19 protein-coding genes are annotated in these 20,382 nt (G+C 42.6%); 14 read left to right on the forward strand and 5 right to left on the reverse strand.

Annotation, left to right across the window (positions count from 1 at the left end):
• The first annotated feature begins 18 nt into the window (after positions 1-18).
• Positions 19-306: a hypothetical protein gene (locus tag GWK51_RS02000; protein ID WP_161932472.1), complete on the forward strand. Its 288-nt coding sequence runs from the start codon at positions 19-21 to the stop codon at positions 304-306.
• Between the two features lie 127 nt (positions 307-433).
• On the opposite strand, the gene GWK51_RS02005 is transcribed toward GWK51_RS02000, so the two are convergent.
• Positions 434-1,219 (reverse strand): 3-hydroxybutyrate dehydrogenase, encoded by a 786-nt coding sequence (locus tag GWK51_RS02005; RefSeq protein WP_161932473.1) that lies wholly within the window; start codon positions 1,217-1,219, stop codon positions 434-436.
• A gap of 58 nt (positions 1,220-1,277) precedes the next feature.
• Positions 1,278-2,705, reverse strand: a complete 1,428-nt coding sequence (locus tag GWK51_RS02010; protein ID WP_161932474.1) for a GntP family permease — start codon at positions 2,703-2,705, stop codon at positions 1,278-1,280.
• A 505-nt stretch (positions 2,706-3,210) separates the two neighbouring features.
• Here GWK51_RS02010 and GWK51_RS02015 point away from each other — a divergent pair.
• The 5 genes from GWK51_RS02015 (at position 3,211) to GWK51_RS02035 (ending at position 7,417) form a co-directional block, all read left to right on the forward strand.
• Complete coding sequence (locus GWK51_RS02015; protein ID WP_161932475.1) at positions 3,211-4,104, forward strand: LysR family transcriptional regulator; 894 nt, start codon at positions 3,211-3,213, stop codon at positions 4,102-4,104.
• A 212-nt stretch (positions 4,105-4,316) separates the two neighbouring features.
• Positions 4,317-5,018 carry a CoA transferase subunit A gene (locus GWK51_RS02020; protein ID WP_161932476.1) on the forward strand — a complete coding sequence of 234 codons (702 nt, stop codon included), beginning with the start codon at positions 4,317-4,319 and terminating at the stop codon, positions 5,016-5,018.
• 2 nt (positions 5,019-5,020) lie between these two features.
• Positions 5,021-5,677, forward strand: coding sequence for a CoA transferase subunit B (locus tag GWK51_RS02025; protein ID WP_161932477.1), 657 nt, complete (start codon positions 5,021-5,023; stop codon positions 5,675-5,677).
• Between the two features lie 83 nt (positions 5,678-5,760).
• Positions 5,761-6,942 carry a thiolase family protein gene (locus tag GWK51_RS02030; protein WP_161932478.1) on the forward strand — a complete coding sequence of 394 codons (1,182 nt, stop codon included), beginning with the start codon at positions 5,761-5,763 and terminating at the stop codon, positions 6,940-6,942.
• A gap of 85 nt (positions 6,943-7,027) precedes the next feature.
• Positions 7,028-7,417, forward strand: a complete 390-nt coding sequence (locus GWK51_RS02035) for a carboxymuconolactone decarboxylase family protein (protein WP_161932479.1) — start codon at positions 7,028-7,030, stop codon at positions 7,415-7,417.
• A 54-nt stretch (positions 7,418-7,471) separates the two neighbouring features.
• Here GWK51_RS02035 and GWK51_RS16720 read toward each other — a convergent pair whose 3' ends face one another.
• A complete protein-coding gene (locus GWK51_RS16720; RefSeq protein WP_268895757.1) occupies positions 7,472-7,597 on the reverse strand; it encodes a KGW motif small protein in 126 nt (41 codons plus the stop codon).
• Positions 7,598-7,842: 245 nt separating this feature from the next.
• Here GWK51_RS16720 and GWK51_RS02040 point away from each other — a divergent pair, with 245 nt between their 5' ends.
• Entirely contained in the window at positions 7,843-8,679 is an 837-nt protein-coding gene (locus tag GWK51_RS02040) for an alpha/beta hydrolase (RefSeq protein ID WP_235941041.1), read from the forward strand.
• Between the two features lie 52 nt (positions 8,680-8,731).
• On the opposite strand, the gene purL is transcribed toward GWK51_RS02040, so the two are convergent.
• Entirely contained in the window at positions 8,732-12,565 is a 3,834-nt protein-coding gene (purL, locus tag GWK51_RS02045; RefSeq protein WP_161932481.1) for a phosphoribosylformylglycinamidine synthase, read from the reverse strand.
• Positions 12,566-12,991: 426 nt separating this feature from the next.
• Between purL and GWK51_RS02050 the strand changes: the two genes are divergently transcribed.
• The 4 genes from GWK51_RS02050 to GWK51_RS02065 all read left to right on the forward strand — a co-directional run bounded on the left by GWK51_RS02050 (position 12,992) and on the right by GWK51_RS02065 (position 17,890).
• Positions 12,992-14,329 (forward strand): deoxyguanosinetriphosphate triphosphohydrolase, encoded by a 1,338-nt coding sequence (locus tag GWK51_RS02050; RefSeq protein WP_100241016.1) that lies wholly within the window; start codon positions 12,992-12,994, stop codon positions 14,327-14,329.
• A 114-nt stretch (positions 14,330-14,443) separates the two neighbouring features.
• Positions 14,444-15,046: a Holliday junction branch migration protein RuvA gene (gene ruvA / locus GWK51_RS02055; protein WP_016167371.1), complete on the forward strand. Its 603-nt coding sequence runs from the start codon at positions 14,444-14,446 to the stop codon at positions 15,044-15,046.
• A gap of 287 nt (positions 15,047-15,333) precedes the next feature.
• The gene (gene ruvB, locus GWK51_RS02060) at positions 15,334-16,341 is read left to right on the forward strand and encodes a Holliday junction branch migration DNA helicase RuvB (RefSeq protein WP_100241014.1); all 1,008 of its coding nucleotides are present in this window, start codon (positions 15,334-15,336) and stop codon (positions 16,339-16,341) included.
• Positions 16,342-16,537: 196 nt separating this feature from the next.
• Entirely contained in the window at positions 16,538-17,890 is a 1,353-nt protein-coding gene (locus GWK51_RS02065; protein WP_161932482.1) for an amidohydrolase, read from the forward strand.
• A 110-nt stretch (positions 17,891-18,000) separates the two neighbouring features.
• On the opposite strand, the gene GWK51_RS02070 is transcribed toward GWK51_RS02065, so the two are convergent.
• Positions 18,001-18,573, reverse strand: coding sequence for a hypothetical protein (locus tag GWK51_RS02070; protein WP_161932483.1), 573 nt, complete (start codon positions 18,571-18,573; stop codon positions 18,001-18,003).
• Positions 18,574-18,803: 230 nt separating this feature from the next.
• Here GWK51_RS02070 and ybgC point away from each other — a divergent pair, with 230 nt between their 5' ends.
• The 3 genes from ybgC to tolR are packed head-to-tail and all read left to right on the forward strand — an operon-like array spanning position 18,804 to position 20,381.
• Positions 18,804-19,211: a tol-pal system-associated acyl-CoA thioesterase gene (gene ybgC, locus GWK51_RS02075; RefSeq protein WP_100241011.1), complete on the forward strand. Its 408-nt coding sequence runs from the start codon at positions 18,804-18,806 to the stop codon at positions 19,209-19,211.
• Between the two features lie 22 nt (positions 19,212-19,233).
• Positions 19,234-19,932 carry a protein TolQ gene (tolQ, locus tag GWK51_RS02080; protein ID WP_161932484.1) on the forward strand — a complete coding sequence of 233 codons (699 nt, stop codon included), beginning with the start codon at positions 19,234-19,236 and terminating at the stop codon, positions 19,930-19,932.
• Positions 19,932-20,381, forward strand: coding sequence for a protein TolR (tolR, locus tag GWK51_RS02085; protein ID WP_161932485.1), 450 nt, complete (start codon positions 19,932-19,934; stop codon positions 20,379-20,381). Before tolQ ends, tolR begins: the two co-directional genes overlap by 1 nt.
• The last annotated feature ends 1 nt before the right edge of the window (position 20,382 follow it).

Genomic DNA, 20,382 nt, shown 5'->3' on the forward strand with positions numbered 1-20,382 from the left:
AGGATTGAGGAGGTTTCTATGCATTTTCTAGCAAGCCTATTGGTGGGGAAACCTCTTTCTATTTTCTTAATTGCGGTTGCATTTTTTATTGCATATTTGATCGTTCGTAATTTTAGCCACAGACGGCGTGCCAAATATTTGGGTATCACGACCATCTTCTGGCTACTCTATGCTGCATGGGAATTACTGATTCAAATCAAAACACCAGATGCCGATATCCGTGTCGATCTACTGGTGATTTGGCCTGTGATTTTTGTTCTGTCCCTGTTTTCAATTATTCTGTTGCTTTTTAAATGTGAAAAATAAAACTGAAATCCCTACACAAAAAAAGAACCAGTCGTTGCCGACTGGTCAAGGAAAAAACGACGACTCCATCTTAAGAAAGATCAATCCTTAAATGGCTGTATGAAGTCATTGCGAATGAATATTTTGATTATTGTGCGGTGTATCCACCATCCATCACCACAGCTTGGCCTGTAATGCCTGCACCTTTGTCACTGGCTAGGAAAATGGCATAGTCGGCAATTTCCTCTACGTTCAATAAACGTTTTTGTGGAACCATCGCCAAAATCACATCTTCAAGTGCAGAGTCCAAACTTACATTACGTGTTTTAGCCAAATCAGCAATTTGACCGCGTACCAACGGTGTATCCACATAGCCTGGGCAAAGTGCATTCACGGTAATGCCATCACGAGCACATTCTAAAGCGGCAACTTTGGTTAAACCAATCACACCATGTTTCGCACTGTTGTAACCCGCTTTGCCAGCAAATCCAATCAAGCCATTAATCGAAGCCATGTTAATAATACGACCCGATTTCTGCGCTTTCATAATAGGAAAGGCATGCTTGATGCCAATAAAAGAACCCGTCAACATCACCTGAATCAGTTTTTGATAGACTGCGGTTGGAAAGTCTTCAATTGGGGCAACGTGCTGGAAACCTGCATTATTAATCAGAATATCCAAAGTCCCGAAAGTCGCTTGGGTTAACTCAATTGCAGCTTGATACTGTGCTTCATCGGTTACATCACAAGGTGCAGAAAGTGCCTGAAAACCTTGTGCTTTTAGTGCATCTGCTGTTTCCTGACATTTTTCTGCATTCATGTCTGAAATCACCACTTTCGCACCTTCTTGGGCAAATTTTTTGGCAATTTCCAAACCAATTCCACTGGCCGAACCTGTAATAAATGCAACTTTATTTTCTAACTGCAAACTCATTACTTACTCCTTTTAGGCCTGAGCTAAATAAATAGGCACAGGCGCTATCAATCTGATCTTAAACAATGCCGAAAATCGTAAATGCTGCAATCACCACAAATACTGCTGTGGTTTTAATAATGGTGACAGCAAAGATATCTTTATACGATTGCTTGTGCGTTAAGCCTGTCACCGCAAGCAAGGTAATGACTGCACCATTATGCGGTAAAGTGTCCATACCCCCTGATGCCATAGACACCACACGGTGCATCACTTCTGGTGGAATACCTGCCGCCAAAATCGCTGCGTTGTATGTATCCGCCATCGCACTCAAGGCAATACTCATACCGCCCGAAGCAGAACCCGTAATCCCCGCCAAGACCGTCGTGGTCACTGCACCATTCACCAATGGATTGGTAAAGGTTGAGCTTAAACCATGACTAATCAAGGCAAAACCTGGTAATGCCGCAATAATGGCACCGAAACCATATTCAGAAGCCGTGTTCATCACCGCAAGTAAAGCACCGCTGATACTGGTGTTTACCCCATCTTTGAATTGCTCAATAACACGTTTGTAGTCATATAAAAATGCACTGATAATGCCGACAATTAATGCCAAGCCAACCGCCCAAATTGCACCTGTTTTAGCTACATCTACAGTGTAGTTCGCCAAACCAATGGCATTGAAATCAAAGCCATTTGGATACCATTTTGGAATAGCCGTGGATAAAAACTTGTTCATCACAGCAACTAAAATGAGCGGAACAAAAGCCAGAGCTTGACGCGCTTTAGAACCATTCGGTGTATCTAAAATATTCGATGTTGTTGCAGTAGATTCAGATGGTAGCTGTTCACTGGCAAATCCTGCATAGCCCTCACCTGCTTGTGCAGCTACACGACAACGCCATTGTAGGTACAACAAACCCATACATAGAACAAAAATGGCACCAATAATCCCAAGAAATGGCGCTGCATAAATATTGGTTCCAAAGAACGTGGTTGGAATCACGTTTTGAATTTGTGGCGTACCCGGTAAGGCATCCATGGTAAAAGTAAATGCACCAAGTGCAATGGTTCCCGGAATAAGACGTTTTGGAATATTCGCTTCTTGGAACAATTGGTTTGCAAATGGATATACAGCAAACACCACCACGAACAAGCTCACACCGCTATAAGTCAAAATTGCGCCTAACAATACAACCGTTAAGATTGCACGTTTAGCCCCAATTAAACTAACAATGGTTTTCGCAATTGAGGAGGCAATCCCCGACATTTCCACCACTTTTCCGAAAATCGCACCCAGCAAGAACACCAAGAAGTAATCTTTAATGAAGTTCACCATCTTGGGCATGAACACGCCTGAATAGAATGGCAATACATGGTTGGGTGCAATTAAAAATACAGCAAGCAAGGCACAGAGGGGTGCCATGAGAATGACCGAAAATCCTTTATAGGCTGTGTACATCAACAAGCCTAAAGACAGCAGGATGACAAATAAATCCCACATATTCTTTTCTCCCTGATAAAGAATACATAAGGGTGCACACATTGCGAAAACAATGTGATAGACCTTTATTTTTTGACCGAAAAATATGCTTAATTTTATTAAGAGTTATCCTAAACCCTTTATAAAAACGACAAGCAGAAATATTTTTTACTACCACTTATAGTATTTAAAAAAATATCATCAAAAAATAAAAAAACAACATTTAAATAGAATATATAATAAGATTAAATATATATAATTATCTATATCAATCACTTAAAGATGAAAATAAAATCACATTTATAATATATTTAAAAATATGATTAATTGTTTTAAAAAACTCATTAATCATATTTTTATAATACAAAAACACCCCAAGTTAATATTAAAATTTATTATAAACATTAAAGCATAAATAAATTTAATCTCCTGTAACTGCATTGTTTTTTTTGCTTTTCATGTGAAAAAGGATCAAAATTAAACCAGCTTGCTTTCTTCGCCTAACCCCCTTGGTACCTTTCTGCTCATGACCTTAAAACAATTAAAAGCCTTTCTTGCCCTCGCACGTAGTTTGAACTATGCCAATGCATCGAATGAATTACATCTGAGTCAGTCTGCCTTGAGCCTAACCATCAAAACCCTAGAGGAAGAATTGGGTGGGAAATTATTTAAGCGTAATACACGTCGGGTCGAGCTTACCTTTGAAGGAAAATCACTGATTCCCTATGCCAAAAAGTTACTGGCGAATTGGGAGGACATGGAGAAAGACGTCAAACAACGTTTTAAGTTACAACGTGGCACGCTCAGTATTGCCTCTATGCCCTTTGTCACACATGCCATCATGCCCAATGTGATTCAAAACTTTTTAACCTTGCACCCGAACATCAATTTTTCAATTCATGACATCACCAATGAAAAAATTATTGAAAATGTGCTGGATGGCATTTTTGAACTTGGCATCTGTTTTGAACCACAACAGGTCGACACCTTAGAATTTCTACCCTTGTTCAATGAAGACTTTCTTGCACTATTGCCCAAAAATCACCCTTTAGCCGACGCTAAGTCGCTGACGTGGAAAGCGCTTTGCGACAATCCTTTTGTAACTCTGCAACAACCCTCGATTGTGCGTCATTTGATTGAAGAAAACTGTACTAAAAACAATATTCAACTGGACTTAAAATTGGAATGTCACCAAATCAGTTCCTTATCCAGTTTTGTTGCGCTCGGCATTGGGGTCAGTGTGATTCCACGTCATTTCCAGCAATTTATTGATACTGAAAAAAATGTGCTGATTGAATTACAAGATCAGGACTTGATTAAGCCTGTTGGAATTATCTATAAAAAGAATTTTGAGATTTCCAATATTACGGCACAGTTTATCGAAACCCTGAAACAGTACAATTACAATAATCATATATAAATTAATGTATTAGATTAAATAAGCCGATTACCCCATGCACATACTCATTCTTAAATTACAAGATTCAGCCGTCGTTTATGCTGAATCTTGGCTGTTTTTTGCGCCATTATTGAGTTTTTCTGATTAACTGTTTGAAATTTTCAACTTCATTCTCCGCCAGTACGATGCTAATAATGAGTGCATACAAACCTAAGGGATTTAGAGAAGTTGATATGAATAAGTTATATTCAAATGCCACACTTGCTTTGCAAGATGTCGTTAAAAATGGACAAACGATTGCAGTTGGTGGTTTTGGCTTATGTGGTATTCCTGAAGCCTTGATTGAAGCACTCAAACAAACTGGGGTAAATCAGCTGACCTGTATTTCCAATAATGCAGGCGTGGATGATTTCGGTTTAGGCAAACTCTTACAAACCAAACAAATTAAAAAAATGATTTCATCTTATGTGGGTGAAAATAAAGAATTTGAACGCCAATATTTAAACGGTGAACTTGAAGTTGAACTCACTCCACAAGGGACACTGGCCGAAAAGCTACGTGCTGGTGGTGCAGGCATCCCTGCTTTCTTCACACAAACAGGTGTAGGCACCCTGATTGCCGAAGGCAAAGAACAACGAGAGTTTGACGGTAAACCCTATATTCTTGAAAACGCATTAACGGCAGATGTCGCCTTGGTTAAAGCCTACAAGGCGGATAAAGCAGGCAATTTAATCTTCCGTAAAACGGCACGCAACTTTAATCCAGAATGTGCAATGGCGGGTAAATTTACCGTGGTTGAAGTGGAACAGGTGGTTGAAATTGGCGAACTTGATCCAGATGACATCCATTTACCGGGCATCTATGTCAATCGCATTATTTTAAATGCCACCCCAGAAAAACGCATCGAACAATTAACCATTAAGCAGGAGGCTTAATCATGGCTTGGACACGCAATGAAATGGCTGCACGTGCTGCGCTAGAACTCGAAAATGGATTTTATGTCAATCTTGGGATTGGTTTACCGACATTGGTTGCCAACTATATTCCAGAAAACATCAATGTCTGGTTACAGTCTGAAAATGGTTTATTGGGCATTGGTGAATTCCCAACTGAAACAACAGTGGATGCCGACCTGATCAATGCAGGCAAACAAACCGTTACTGCACGTAAAGGTGCTGCCTTTTTCTCTAGCTCTGAATCTTTTGCCATGATTCGTGGTGGTCATGTCAACATTGCCATCTTGGGTGCTATGGAAGTATCTGAACAGGGCGACCTAGCCAACTGGATGATTCCAGGCAAGAAAGTTAAAGGCATGGGCGGTGCAATGGACTTGGTTGCTGGGGTACAAAAAGTGGTTGTTCTGATGGAGCACTGTGCCAAAGATGGTAGCCCTAAAATTGTAGCGCAATGTGCCCTACCACTCACAGGTCAAGGTGTGGTCAATCGGATTATTAGTGATTTGGGCGTGATGGACATTACCCCACAAGGTGTAAAACTGATTGAGCTAGCTAAAGATGTCAGCCTAGAACAAATTCAAGCAGTTACAGGCGTACAACTGATTGTCGATGACATTCAAGAAACTGTAAGTGCATAAATTAGATTGTTTAAAGCAGCTTCGGCTGCTTTAATTTTGACTCAACAAAAACGGAACACAGATATAAATACACGGAGATAAATATGAATAAAGACATCGTCATTGTTGCTGGTAGCCGTACCGCGATGGGAAGTTTTCAAGGTGCATTATCAAGTCTTTCAGCCCCAGAACTTGGCGCAGCCGTTATTCAGGACACATTAAAGCGCGCGAACCTCGCCGCTCAAGATATTGATGAAGTCATTATGGGTTGTGTATTGCCTGCGGGTTTAAAGCAAGGTCCAGCCCGCCAAGCTATGCGTCTTGCTGGTGTGCCCGATCATGTGGGTGCAACCACCATCAACAAAATCTGTGGTTCTGGCATGAAAGCCGTGATGCAAGCTGCCGATGCGATTTGTGCAGGCAATGCAGAAATTGTGATGGCGGGCGGTATGGAATCGATGAGTAATGCGCCTTACTTACTGCCAAAGGCACGTTCGGGCTACCGTATGGGTCACGGTGAAGTCATTGATCACATGTTCCAAGAAGGTTTGGAAGACGCAGAAACAGGTCTTTCCATGGGTGTATTGGCGCAAAAAATGGCCGATAAAAAAGGCTATACCCGAGAGCAACAAGACCAGTTTGCCATTCGTTCTTTAACTCGTGCGCAATCTGCAATCCAAAATGGTTTTTTGCAAGCTGAAATTGCGCCAGTTACTGTTTCTAGCCGTAAAGGTGATGTGGTTGTGGCGCAGGATGAAAATCCGTTTAATGCCAATATTGATAAAATTCCAAACCTACGTCCTGCCTTTGCCAAAGATGGCACCATCACCGCTGCCAACTCTAGCTCCATTTCTGATGGTGCATCTGCAATGTTGGTGATGTCGGCTGAACAGGCTACAGCTCGCGGTTTAACTCCACTGGCACATATTCGCGCTACGGCAACCAACTCTCAACATCCTTCTGAATTTACCATTGCGCCTGTAGCTGCGATTGAAAAAGTGCTGAAAAAAGCAGGCTGGTCTGTGGAAGATGTGGATTTATGGGAAATTAATGAAGCCTTTGCCATGGTCACCATGGCTGCAATCGATGCTTTCCATCTTGACCCTGAAAAAGTGAATGTCAACGGTGGTGCATGTGCACTGGGTCACCCATTGGGTTCATCTGGCTCACGCATTATTTTAACCTTAATCTATGCCTTAAAGCGTTTAGGTAAAAGCAAAGGCGTAGCTGCACTATGTATTGGTGGTGGTGAAGCGACTGCTATTGCAGTGGAAATTGTTGCTTAAGGGCTAAATTTCTGAAAAATGATACAGATCAAAGTGATAAACGGTTAAACTTTTATCACTTTTTTAATGAAGAAGAGTGACACAGATGTCTCAGCAAGATTATGAAAATGGATTAAAAGTACGCACCGAAGTAATGGGTGAAAGTTTTGTTAAACGCGCCCAAGACAATACCGTACCTTTTACTCAGCCACTACAAGATTGGATTAATGAACATGCTTGGGGCTCGACTTGGCAACGTGAAGGTGTGTTGCCGCGTAAATACCGCTCACTGATTACCATTGCTTTTTTAACTGCACAAAAAAGCCCGACTGAACTGAAAGGGCATGTTCGTGGTGCACTGAATAATGGTGCAACGGTAGAAGAAATTCAGGAAGTGCTGCTCCACAGCTTACCTTATTGTGGCGCACCTGCTACGCAAGAAGCTTTCCGTGCTGCTTTAGAAGTCATTACCGAATACCAAAATAACAATCCATAAATAACAGATGCTTTAGCACCCTCTGTTAAGGCGCTAAAGCATTGATTTTAAATCCTACATATTTTGTGCCATTGCATAGCCAAGGATTAAACTCAATTGCAGCGCAACGACAATGGCAAACCACTTCCAGCCTTTTTGCTTTAGTACGATCTTATTCGGATATGTTGCTGTTTTTATCATTCTCTATCTCCAATACATTTTTATTGCTAAAAAGAAAGAAACATCTATTTCGATTATTTATTAAGCAAATTCTACACCAACTTTTTCACTTCGTGCTTGCACAAGAGTGTTTCAAACTATATTTTCCAAATTTAAAATAATGGCTAAATACAATATTTAGAAATGATAAAATTTAAGCCATAACAATAAACTTTGTGATCATTATGAAGCACAAATCTTTTTTCGCTTTATTTCTGCTTATACTGATGGGCACTCAACTTTGTTATGCCGATTTCTTTCAAAATCTTGAGATTTTTCAAAGAAAAAATACGACCAGCAATATTGCGTATGGCTCGGACGCCTTACAAAAACTTGATGTCTATTTACCTAAATCTCGCGCACAAAAATCATCGAATCAGACATTAGCCCCCATTTTATTGATTGTACATGGCGGTGCTTGGAGTATTGGCGATAAAGGCCATCAAGGTTTAATTCAACATAAAGCAGATTATTGGAACAAACAAGGTTGGGTGGTCATTTCGGTAAATTATCGCTTAGTGCCAAATGTCACGGTGCAACAGCAGACGCAAGATATAGCCGATGCACTGAATTTTGTGCAAAAGAATGCCTCAAATTGGCAGGCAAATCCTCAGAAAATCATGATTATGGGGCACTCGGCTGGAGCACACTTGGTCAGCTTACTGTCTACCCATCCCAAATGGATCAGTAGTTTTCCACAACCATGGAAAGCCACCATAGCTTTAGATAGTGCTGCCTATGACGTAGAAGCCATCATGTCGAATCCACATGCGCAATTTTATGATCGTGTTTTTGGGGCTGCTAAAGAGAACTGGCACCTAGTTTCACCCAAAACTCAGTTAAAACATTCACTGCCTGCTTTTCTGGCCGTCTGCTCCACTATTCGTCCTGATCAGCCTTGTGTACAAGCGCATTCATTTATTCAACAAGCCAAAGCTTTAGGTGCTTCGACAGCCTATTTACCTCTGCCCTTATCGCATGCCGAGATTAATCGAAACTTGGGACAAAATAATGACTATACCCGTCAAGTGGATCAATTTATGCAGCAGCATCTCAAACATTAATATTAAGGAAATAAAAAAGCCACCCGAAGGTGGCTTTTGAATCAGTTATGGATTAACCAATAAACTTACGTGCATTACGGAACATACGTAACCATGCACCATCTTCAGTCCACTCTTCAGGTTTCCAAGAATGCTGAACAGCACGGAAATTACGCTCTGGGTGCGGCATCATAATCGTTGCACGACCATCTTTAGAAGTTACACCTGTAATCGCTTCTGGTGAACCGTTCGGGTTCAATGGATAGTGCTGAGTTGGGTTACCGTGACTGTCGACATAACGTAAAGTCACTTGGTTGCCCGCATTTAACGCAGCCAATTTATCCGCAGTTGCCACCACACGACCTTCACCATGGGCGACTGCAATTGGAAGAATCGAACCTTCCATGCCTTCAAGCAAGACTGAATGTGATTTTTCTATACGAACATTCACTGCACGCGCTTCAAACACTTCAGACGTGTTACGGTGGAAACGTGGCCAAGCATCTGCACCCGGAATTAACGGCGCAAGTTGTGACATCATTTGACAACCATTACACACACCTAAAGTGAAGGTTTCTTGACGGTTAAAGAATTTTTCAAACTGGTCACGTAAACGTGGGTTGAACAGGACAGATTTTGCCCAGCCACCACCAGCACCTAAAACGTCACCATAAGAGAAGCCACCACAAGCCACGAGACCTTCAAAGTCGTCCAAATCAACACGACCTGCAAGTAAATCACTCATGTGCACGTCAACAGTGTTGAAGCCGACTTTATCAAATGCAGCTGCCATCTCAGTTTGACCATTCACGCCTTGCTCACGCAAAATTACCATGCTTGGACGACGTAAATTAATAAACGGCGCTTCAACTGGCTCATTCAAGTCGAACGTCGGCTGTGCAATGATCCCTTTATGTGCATCATCCGCGATTAAGGCAAACTCTTGGTCAGCCGTTTCAGAGTTATCACGTAAACGTTGAATTTGATGTGAAACTTCAGCCCAAGCGTGTTGCAAGTCAACACGTGACAATGTTAAACCATTGATTGTCAATTGATCTGTGGTATTCACAGAACCCACGACTGAAATCGCATCTTTTAAGCTAGAAGTGGTGACTTCAAGTTGTAATGCTTCCCAATCTGCTGTCGCAATTTGGAGAACTGCACCAATTTCTTCAGCGAATAACGCTGCCGTGGTTTGCTTTTCTAATGCAACACCTAAACGTGAAGCAAACATCATTTCCGCAACAGTTGCCAATAAACCACCATCACCAATGTCATGGTAGGCTTGAATTAAGCCACGGTTGTTCCAGTCTTGAACCACATCAAAGAAGGCTTTGAAATCAACAAAACTGTCGACATCAGGCGTGACCGAACCAATCGCCTTATACACTTGCGCAAGGATAGAACCACCTAAACGGAACTGACCTTTAGACAAGTCAATACGTACCAATACAGAATCGGTATTTTTCAATTCAGGGGTTAAGGTTTTACGTACATCGTTTACAGGAGCAAATGCAGTAATGACCCCACTCATTGGTGAAGTTACTGACTTGTCCTGACCTTCATCATTCCAAGTGGTACGCATTGAAAGTGAGTCTTTACCGACTGGAATCGCGATCCCTAAAGCAGGACACATTTCCATACCAATCGCTTTCACACCTTCAAACAAGGCTTGGTCTTCACCTTTTTGCCCTGCTGCTGCCATCCAGTTTGCAGACAATTTAATGTCGCTGATCTGTTCGATGTTGGCACACATGATGTTTGAAATGGATTCAGCCACTGCCAAACGTGCAGATGCTGCTGGGTTTAACAATGCCACTGGTGGACGTTCACCCATCGCCATCGCTTCACCGGTATAACCTTGTAAGCTTGTGGTGGTCACTGCTGCATCTGCAACAGGAACTTGCCAACGACCCACCAACTGATCACGCGCAACCATACCCGTAATTGAACGGTCACCAATGGTGATCAGGAATGATTTAGACGCAACAGTTGGGTTCTTTAATACACGGAAAATCGCGTCTTTCAAGTCCACTTGCGATGCATCAAAATCGTCGCCTTTGCGTTCGATGGTTTCGTATGAACGGCTCATACGTGGTGTGCCGCCAAGCATCACTTGCATTGGCATATCCACCGCTTTGTTGTCAAACAATGGATCGTTTACAGTCAATTGACGTGCTTCAGTCGCTTCACCCAATACCGCAAATGGGCAGCGTTCACGCGCACAAATCGATTCAAATAATGCTAAAGATTCTGGTTTGATCGCAAGGACATAACGTTCTTGTGCTTCGTTTGACCAGATCTCCATTGGAGACATACCTGATTCAAGTGAAGGAATCTTACGAAGATCTAAAATTGCGCCTAATTCGTGGTCATTCACCAACTCAGGCATCGCATTGGAAATACCACCCGCACCGACGTCATGTACAGATACGATTGGGTTTTCATTTTCCATGCGCCAGCAAGTATCAATCACTTCTTGGCAACGGCGTTCCATTTCTGGGTTTTCACGCTGTACAGAAGCGAAGTCTAGGCTTTCACCCATGGTACCGCTGTCTACAGATGATGCAGCGCCACCACCAAGACCGATCAACATCGCTGGACCACCAAGAACGATCAGTAAATCGCCTGGTTGGATCGCATCTTTTTCGACGTGGTCAGGACGAATGTTACCGTAACCACCCGCAATCATGATTGGCTTGTGAAAGCCTTTCACTTCACCATTCACGTTTTGTTCAAAGGTACGGAAATAACCATTTAACGCAGGACGACCAAATTCGTTGTTAAATGCAGCACCACCCAATGGACCTTCAATCATGATTTGAAGTGGAGATGCCATACGCGATGGTTTACCGTAGTTTTCTTCCCATGGTTGTTCAAAACCTGGAATGTTCAAGTTAGAAACCGTAAAGCCTGTTAAACCTGCTTTTGGCTTACCACCACGACCTGTCGCACCTTCATCACGGATTTCACCGCCTGAACCTGTTGCCGCACCAGCAAATGGTGCAATCGCAGTTGGATGGTTGTGGGTTTCCACTTTCATCAAGATGTGAGCGGCTTGGCTCTTGTACTTATAAGTGTAATGACCCGTATCTTCATCTTTTTTCGGGTAGAAACGTTGTGTGTCATAACCCACAATCACCGATGCGTTATCTTTATACGCCGATAAAACGTCAGTTGGTGATTCTTTATAAGTGTTTTTAATCATTTGGAACAATGATAGCGGTTGAACTTCACCATCAATGGTCCACTCTGAACCGAAAATTTTGTGACGGCAATGTTCAGAGTTCGCTTGAGCAAACATCATCAATTCGATGTCATGCGGATTACGACCCAGCTTAATGAATGCTTCGGTTAAGTAATCAATTTCTTCATCAGACAACGCAAAACCAAATTCAGAGTTGGCTTGAACCAATGCCTGTTTACCTTGACCCAAAATATCAATTGAGTTTAAAGGTTTTGGTGCAGTTTCCTGAAATAATGCCGTCGCATCTTCAATACTGCTGAATACGCTCTCAGTCATGCGGTCGTGTAAAGCCTGCTTTACTTCATTTGATACTTCAGAAATACCTTTTAAAGTAAACAAAACACCGCGTTCAAGGCGGTGTATCGGGGTATTACAGTTGGCGAAGATATCCGTTGCTTTAGAAGACCACGGTGAAATCGTACCCACGCGAGGTGTCACCAAAATTTGAACTTCATCATTCGCAGCTTGGCGGACTTGGAAGCTTTCGCCTTCATTTAACAATTGTAAAGCAGATTGCTGCTGTTGCTCGTTGAGCGCTTGGTCAAACAGATAGACCCATTGGCTTTCTATTGATTGAACAGAACTAATTGACGCTAGACGTGATAATAGTTGAGTTTTCTTAAAAGAAGAATGTGCTGGTGCACCGGCCACGATAAACATGCTGATTTTGGCTCCACGGGCAAGTCTTTTGAACTTTACCGCAATGTGACTTTGAAGAGAGCACATATTCTACTGTGAAAAGGTCAAATCAGCTAGATAGATAACTCTATTTATGTGACCTATTCCTGTAAGAATTTCACATGTAACCGCTTTCTTACACTTTTTTAGAGAAAATGACATAAAAATAAATAACTAGATTGACTACTCAAGCTCAAAGCGCCCACATTTTATTCATTCAAAATATTGAATATTGCTGAAAATATACGCAAAAACTTCATACAAGATTGCACTGCGTTTTTCTCGCTTTCAATTTACTCCACCTCACCACTTTATTTACATTCCTACCGTCAAATCATGTCGCACTGCTCTAGTGCAACGGCAGGTTTTTTGGCATGATTTAGGCAATCCTTCTATGAAACATAATAAATGGAACAAATGCGTTGGTTAGAACTGCTTTCCACAGTTCGCATTGGCAGTAAAAAACAAAGTTCAGAACAAGCACGAAGCCCTTTTCATAAAGATTATGATCGTATTATCTTTTCGCAAAGTTTCAGACAACTCAATCGTAAAACCCAAGTTCATCCCCTGACCCAACATGACGGTATTCATACCCGTCTCACGCATTCACTCGAAGTTTCCTGTATTGGGCGTTCACTCGGCATGTTGGCGGCTGAGAAAATTAAGGACGAACTACCCGTCTGGATTTCCCCTGCCGATGTTGGTGCCATCATCCAAGCCGCTTGCTTGGCACATGATATTGGCAACCCGCCATTTGGTCATGCAGGTGAATATGCCATTCGCGAATGGTTTGATGATGCCTCACATGGTAATTTCTTGGCAAAACTGACCCCAGAAGAAGAAGCCGATGTGCGCCAATTTGAAGGCAATGCCCAAGGTTTACGTCTGCTGACCAAGATTGACTATCATCCCAACGATGGCGGTATGCGCCTCACCTACGCCACTTTGGGAGCGTACCTGAAATATCCGTGGTTATCCAAAACCATTGCCGAACAAGGCAATACCCCTGCCAGCATGCGGGCCAAGTTTGGCTGCTATCAGGCGGAAAAAGACATTCTCGGGCAAATTGCCGAACAACTCGGTTTAATTCAGTTGGCACCCGATCGTTATTGCCGCCATCCACTCACCTATTTATTAGAAGCCGCAGACGATATTTGTTACGCCCTGATTGATTTAGAAGATGGCATTATTCTCAACATGCTCAGCTATGAAGAAGTCGAACCGATCTTTCTGGACTTGATTGCAGATTATGGCAGACCTTCAGAACTTTCCATGGACACCACATGGCAACAAAAAATTGCCGCATTGCGTGGTCGGGTGATGAAACGTTTAGTGGATGAAGTCACCACCGCCTTTGCTAAACATCATTATGAAATTCTGACAGGTCAACTCAAAGGCAGCCTACTACAGTATTGTTCCGAAGATATTGAACTTGGCATTAACCGTGCCAAAGAATTGGCACGCGATAAAATTTTTGAACATCCGCAAAAAGCAGGTTTGGAAATTATTGCACATCAAAGTTTGCAGAATATTTTAGATGCCTTTATTCCGCTTACGACTCCGCACAAAACCTTAAGTTTTAAAGAGCAACGTCTGTTTACCATTTTGCAGCGTTCAGGTGCGCGTTTTGGCAACAATCATTATGAAAATATTATGCAAGTACTGGATATTATTTCCAAGTTTTCAGATCATCAAGCCTATAATCTTTCGCAAGAATTGCAAGGCAACAAGTCTGGCTTGATGTAGCACAAATCGCCGCACAAGAAATGCTTGCCATAGCATTTACGACGACGTCAGTGAGATACCCCTTAATTTGTCAGATTGGCAACCGTATACACCTAGAATAGTGAAGTTTTAAAAATGATTGGATGTTTAATTGGCGAAGTGTTTGCCCTCGAAGCCCCAACCGTCCTGCTCAATGTAAATGGCGTGGGCTATGAGATAGACACCCCATTGTCGACATTTTGCCAATTACAAAAAGGACAAAAAGTTACGTTATGGACCCATTTAGCGGTTCGTGAAGATGCGCAATTGCTGTATGGCTTTTTACATCAGCAAGAAAAACTGATCTTCCGTACCTTGTTAAAAGTGAATGGTGTTGGTCCTAAAATGGCTCTCGGCATTCTTTCAACTTTAAGCGTAGACATGCTGATTCATACAGTTGAACATGAAGATGTGAATACGCTGGTGAAAGTGCCGGGAGTTGGCAAGAAAACCGCTGAACGCCTGATGATTGAACTACGTGATCGCTTTAAAGCCATGTCGACAGGTACAGTGCCAAGCAACTCCACGGTTGAACAAATCCAATTTACAGGAAACTCAGCCGTTGCCGAAGCTGAAGCTGCATTACAATCTTTAGGCTATAAACCCTTAGAAGCGCAAAAATTGGTAAATGCAGCAAAAGGTGATTTTACTGAAGCCAGTGACATTATCCGTGCCGCACTCAAGTCGATGAATAAATAAAGTACTTCCTTTAAGACGTCATTCGATACACGTAAACGTCATTCGCAACTGTTCGAATCAGGAGACATTTGCACATCAATGTTTCTGCGATATAGTCGATACGAACTTTCATTCGATGAGTTTTGCGAATGACAATGGTTTTGCTTACTTTTGCCTAAACAAAAGTAAGGCGAACCGCAGGTTATGTCTGAATTTCGCCCGAAGCTGGAAAGACACTACACCAAGGTACACACTTTCTTTTCTGACATTTTGCTACGAAGCATATTCACTTGAAGTTTAAATAATATATGCAAGACCGTCTTATCGGTGGTTCCGAAAAACCCGAAGATCATATCGATCGTGCCATTCGCCCCACCTCACTGGAAGACTACATTGGTCAACCTGTGGTCCGTGAACAAATGGAAATCTTTATTGGTGCTGCACGTGGTCGTGCAGAGGCACTCGACCATACTTTGATTTTTGGTCCTCCTGGTTTGGGTAAAACCACGCTTGCCAATATTATTGCGCGTGAAATGGGCGGTAACCTAAAATCGACTTCAGGACCTGTCTTAGAGCGTGCAGGCGATTTAGCTGCCATGCTGACCAATCTTGAAGAAGGCGATGTACTGTTTATTGATGAAATTCATCGCCTTTCACCAGTCATTGAAGAAATTCTTTATCCTGCGATGGAAGATTACCAACTCGATATCATGATTGGTGAAGGTCCAGCAGCTCGCTCAATTAAATTGGATTTGCCACCATTTACCCTTGTCGCGGCGACTACACGTGCGGGTCTACTGACTTCCCCGTTACGTGACCGTTTCGGGATTGTGCAACGTCTTGAATTTTATTCGGTTAAAGATTTGACCCATATTGTCACGCGTTCTGCCAATTTAATGGATGTGCCCATTACTCACGAAGGTTCAGCAGAAATTGCCCGTCGTTCTCGTGGGACACCGCGTATTGCCAACCGTCTGCTACGTCGCGTTCGAGACTATGCACAAGTCAAAGGTACTGGCGAAGTGACACAAGATATGGCACAACGTGCACTGGATATGCTGAATGTCGATAAAGATGGATTAGACACTTTGGACCGTCGTTATTTAAGTATGTTACTTGAGCGTTTTGATGGTGGTCCCGCAGGTGTGGAAGCTTTAGCAGCAGCCATGGCGGAAGATTCTGGCACTTTGGAAGATGTGATTGAGCCATATCTAATTCAGCAAGGTTATGTGATGCGTACAGCGCGTGGGCGTATTGCCACCAATATGGCGTATTTACAGTTTGGGATGACACCGCCTGAACCGAAAGAAAAATGATTTTAAAGGGAGCAAGTCTCCCTTTTTTAATACCTTTCAAAAGATAATTTCCCCATTCAATTTTTCCATTCCATTGCTATAACTTTCACGCATACCTTTAAATCAATTAAATATACCTATAGGGTTTTTGCCTTCTCTCAAACTCAATGGCATGTTCTACAGCTCAATAATTATTTATCACAAGGCTGTGTATGACATGAAAGCATTTCCATTCTCCTGTTTTGCCGCTTCTCTTTTGCTCTGTAGCCCCTTAAGTTTTGCCGACTGGATTAATACTGCGGTCGAAAAAAATGAAGCAGAGACGATTCAACTCCGCCATCACATTCATCAACATCCAGAACTGGGAAACATGGAGTTTGAAACCTCAAAACTGGTGCAACAGCAGCTTAAATCTTATGGCATCGAAGTAAAAACAGGGTTTGCCAAAACAGGCGTGATTGGCATATTGAAAGGTGCAAAATCAGGTCCAACCATGGCATTACGCGCGGATATGGATGCCTTGCCTATAGAAGAAAAAACGCAGCTTGCTTTTGCCAGCAAAACGAAAGCCATGTATCAAGGCAAAGAGGTTTCGGTCATGCATGCCTGTGGACATGATGCACATACCGCTATGTTGCTGGGTGCGGCCAAAGTATTAGCAGAGCATCGTGATAAATTGGCAGGTACTGTCGTGTTTATTTTCCAGCCCGCCGAAGAAGGTGGTGCCGATGTAGATAATTTCACGCAAGGTGCTGAAATTGGCTCACGTAAAATGATTGCAGATGGTGCACTCAAGAATCCAAAACCAGAAGTGATTTTTGGCTTGCATGTGATGGCTGGCATGCCAAGTAACAATCTGTTCTACAAAGAAGGTGCGATACTCAATAGCGCGGATCACCTCCGCATTCAAGTCAATGGAAAACAAGTGCACGGTTCAATGCCATGGGATGGCCGCGATCCGATTTATGCCGCTTCGCTAATGATTAACAATTTACAAAGTCTGATTAGCCGCAGATCGAATCTAACGCAAGGGATGGGCGTGATTAGTATTGGCAGTATTCAAGGCGGCACAACAGGCAATGTCATTCCTGAACAAGTCAATATGGTGGGTACCATCCGCTCCAACAATGAAGACATTCGCCAGAACTTGTTAAAAAATATTCCCATCATGTTAGAACACAATGCTTTAGCCAATGATGTACAGGCGAAAGTTGAAATCGCTGCTTATGCACCTGTCACCTCAAACAATCCAACCTTGACCCGACTGATGCAACCGACACTGAAACAGGTGGCAGGTGAAAATAAACTTCATGTGATGAATAACAATGCGAGTGCAAGTGAAGACTTTTCATATTATGGTCAGCTTATGCCATCCCTCTTTGTTTTCTTAGGCGCAACACATCCTTCTCAAAAAATGGATCAGGCTGCGCCGAATCATAATCCTTATTTTACGGTGGATGATGCTACCCTAAAAACAGGTGTAGAACTGCATATTCGTTTTATTCAGGACTATCCAAAGTACGCAGCTCAAATCCAAAGCCAATGGAAGCAACCCAATCAAAAACTCTAATTAAGATATGATAAGCAAAAGGTGATCACGCAGGATCACCTTTTCATCCCTAAGACAATCTAGCCCCTCAAATCATTTCCGCCAAATCCAGTTCTCGAATGAACAGTGAACTAAAGCTCTCGCACTTCTTCCACCAGCATCAGTTCACAGGCCCCATTGCCTGTATCTTCACGACTGAGTGAACTGCGCCAAGTCCATCCATCCGCTGCTTTCACTTCCACCAAATGTCCTTTTAAATAAATCAGATCATCCTGATCCACATCGGCCAATTGCTTTGCGATTGTTGAATTGGCTGGAATCAAATGTGTATTGGCACTGTGCGTTTCAATTTCATGGTGCGGAATTGGTGGCTGATTTTCATAACGCCAGTAATACCAGCGATTACTTTGCCGTATCGAAATCTGTTTATAGACAGATGGATCTGCCATGGCTCCCCAACCCAGTGCAAAATCGACAGGACTCAGTTCAGCCTCGCGTCCCGAACGGTAATTTTCCCGTGAAAGCACTCGAAATTGCCCTTCATAATCCGCCAGATTGGTCATGGTATAACCATTAAAGGTTTGCACCTCACTGCTGACTCGCTGATAGTCCTGAGCACTTTCTACATTCGGACTGGGTTTCCACCAATACATGAGCCCAGCAACAATCACAATCAACCAAATCAAATAGGTGCGACGGCTCATCTTTCCCCCAAAATTATCAATGCAAAGTCAGCTTTATTATTCTTCAAACTCGGCCTCATCAGTTTTCAGATTGAAATCTTGTGCCATTGGACGGTCATTTCAAACTGCTAAACTTCAAGGCATTACCTAACCCATAATACTGACCAATCTATTTACTGCAATTCCTCCCAGCAGCTTTAGACCGTCATGGGTTTGAAACACAACATTAAATCTAGACATGGAACACTATCATGGCGAATAAGTTCGAATTTCAGATTCGTGTATATATTGAAGACACTGACGCAGGCGGTATTGTCTATCATGCCAACCATATTCGCTTTATGGAACGTACCCGTACCGAATGGTTACGTGCCTCTGGTGTAGACCATTACTGGCACCAAAAAGACTACAACTTCGTGGTGCATAAAATTAATGTCAAATATCAACGTCCAATTTTAATGGATGACTTAATTACTGTTACAGCAAGTGTAGTTTCGTGTAAAGCTACGTCTTTTGTATTGCAACAAAATATTTATCGTGGTGAAATCTTGTTGGCATCTGGCGAAGTGGAATTGGCGTGTATTAGTGCTGAAATGCGACCACGTCGTTTGCCAGATGAAATTCGCGGTCTAATTCAGAAAGAGTTAGAACAAATTTAAAAAACTCGACTCCAGTGTAACTATGGCAAATCAATTAGACACCACTCTTCACGTTTCAGACCTCATTTTACAAGCAAGTCCTGTCGTACAACTGGTGATGCTTTTACTTCTTCTAGCATCACTCTACAGTTGGTTTCTAATTGCCAAGTTACACCTGAGTTATAAAAAAGCTCAGGCAGATGATGAACATTTCCAAAAAATCTTCTGGTCTGGTGCCGAGCTGAATACCCTGTATAACAATGCCCAGCTCAACTCTAAACGTGTCGGGCTAGAAGATATTTTCTATCAAGGTTTGGGTGAATACCTCAAACTTAAAAAACGCCAAGCCGCAACGCAACAAACCATCGAAGGCACTGAACGTATTTTGCGTGTCGGTTTAAGCCGCGATCAAGGTCATTTAGAACAAGGTTTAGGCGCTTTAGCCAGTATTGGTTCTGTTGCACCCTATGTCGGCTTGTTCGGCACCGTTTGGGGCATTATGAATGCCTTTATTGGTCTGGCAGATGTCGACCAAGTCACTTTAGCGACTGTTGCACCAGGTATTGCAGAAGCCCTTATTGCGACCGCAATTGGTTTATTCGCAGCGATTCCAGCCGTTCTAGCTTTTAACCATTTTACCGCTAAAGGCGAAGCAGTTTATTCAGACCGTGCTTTGTTTGCGGAAGAAATGGTGGCGCTATTACAACGTCAATCAGTAGGTTCTGTTCAGGAAAATGACTGATGGCGATTCAACGTGCAGGACGCTTTGAGCGTATCAAAAAACCCTTAAAGAGCGACATGAATGTCGTGCCCTACATTGATGTCATGTTAGTGTTGTTGGTGATCTTTATGGTCACCGCACCCATGATCACCAGTGGCATTAAAGTCGATTTGCCGCAGGCCAATGGCGCGCCACTGCAATCCGAAGATGCACCTTCTATCGTCTCTTTAAAAGCAGATGGCACCTACTTCTTGGAGCAAAAAGGGCAAACCACTGGACCGCTTGAACTGATAGAACTGACTCAAAAATTGGTCGAGTCTCAAGCGCAGGCGCAACAAGAGAACAAAAAATTAAATGTTGTGATCAATGGTCATCAAACTCGTCCGTATGGCGAGGTCATGGCTTTAATGTCAAGCCTTCAAGACGCTGGCTTAACCCAAGTGGGTTTACTGACCGAACCTTTAAAGTAAT

It is taken from the genome of Acinetobacter kanungonis (assembly GCF_009939195.1).
Classification (GTDB): Bacteria; Pseudomonadota; Gammaproteobacteria; order Pseudomonadales; family Moraxellaceae; genus Acinetobacter; species Acinetobacter kanungonis.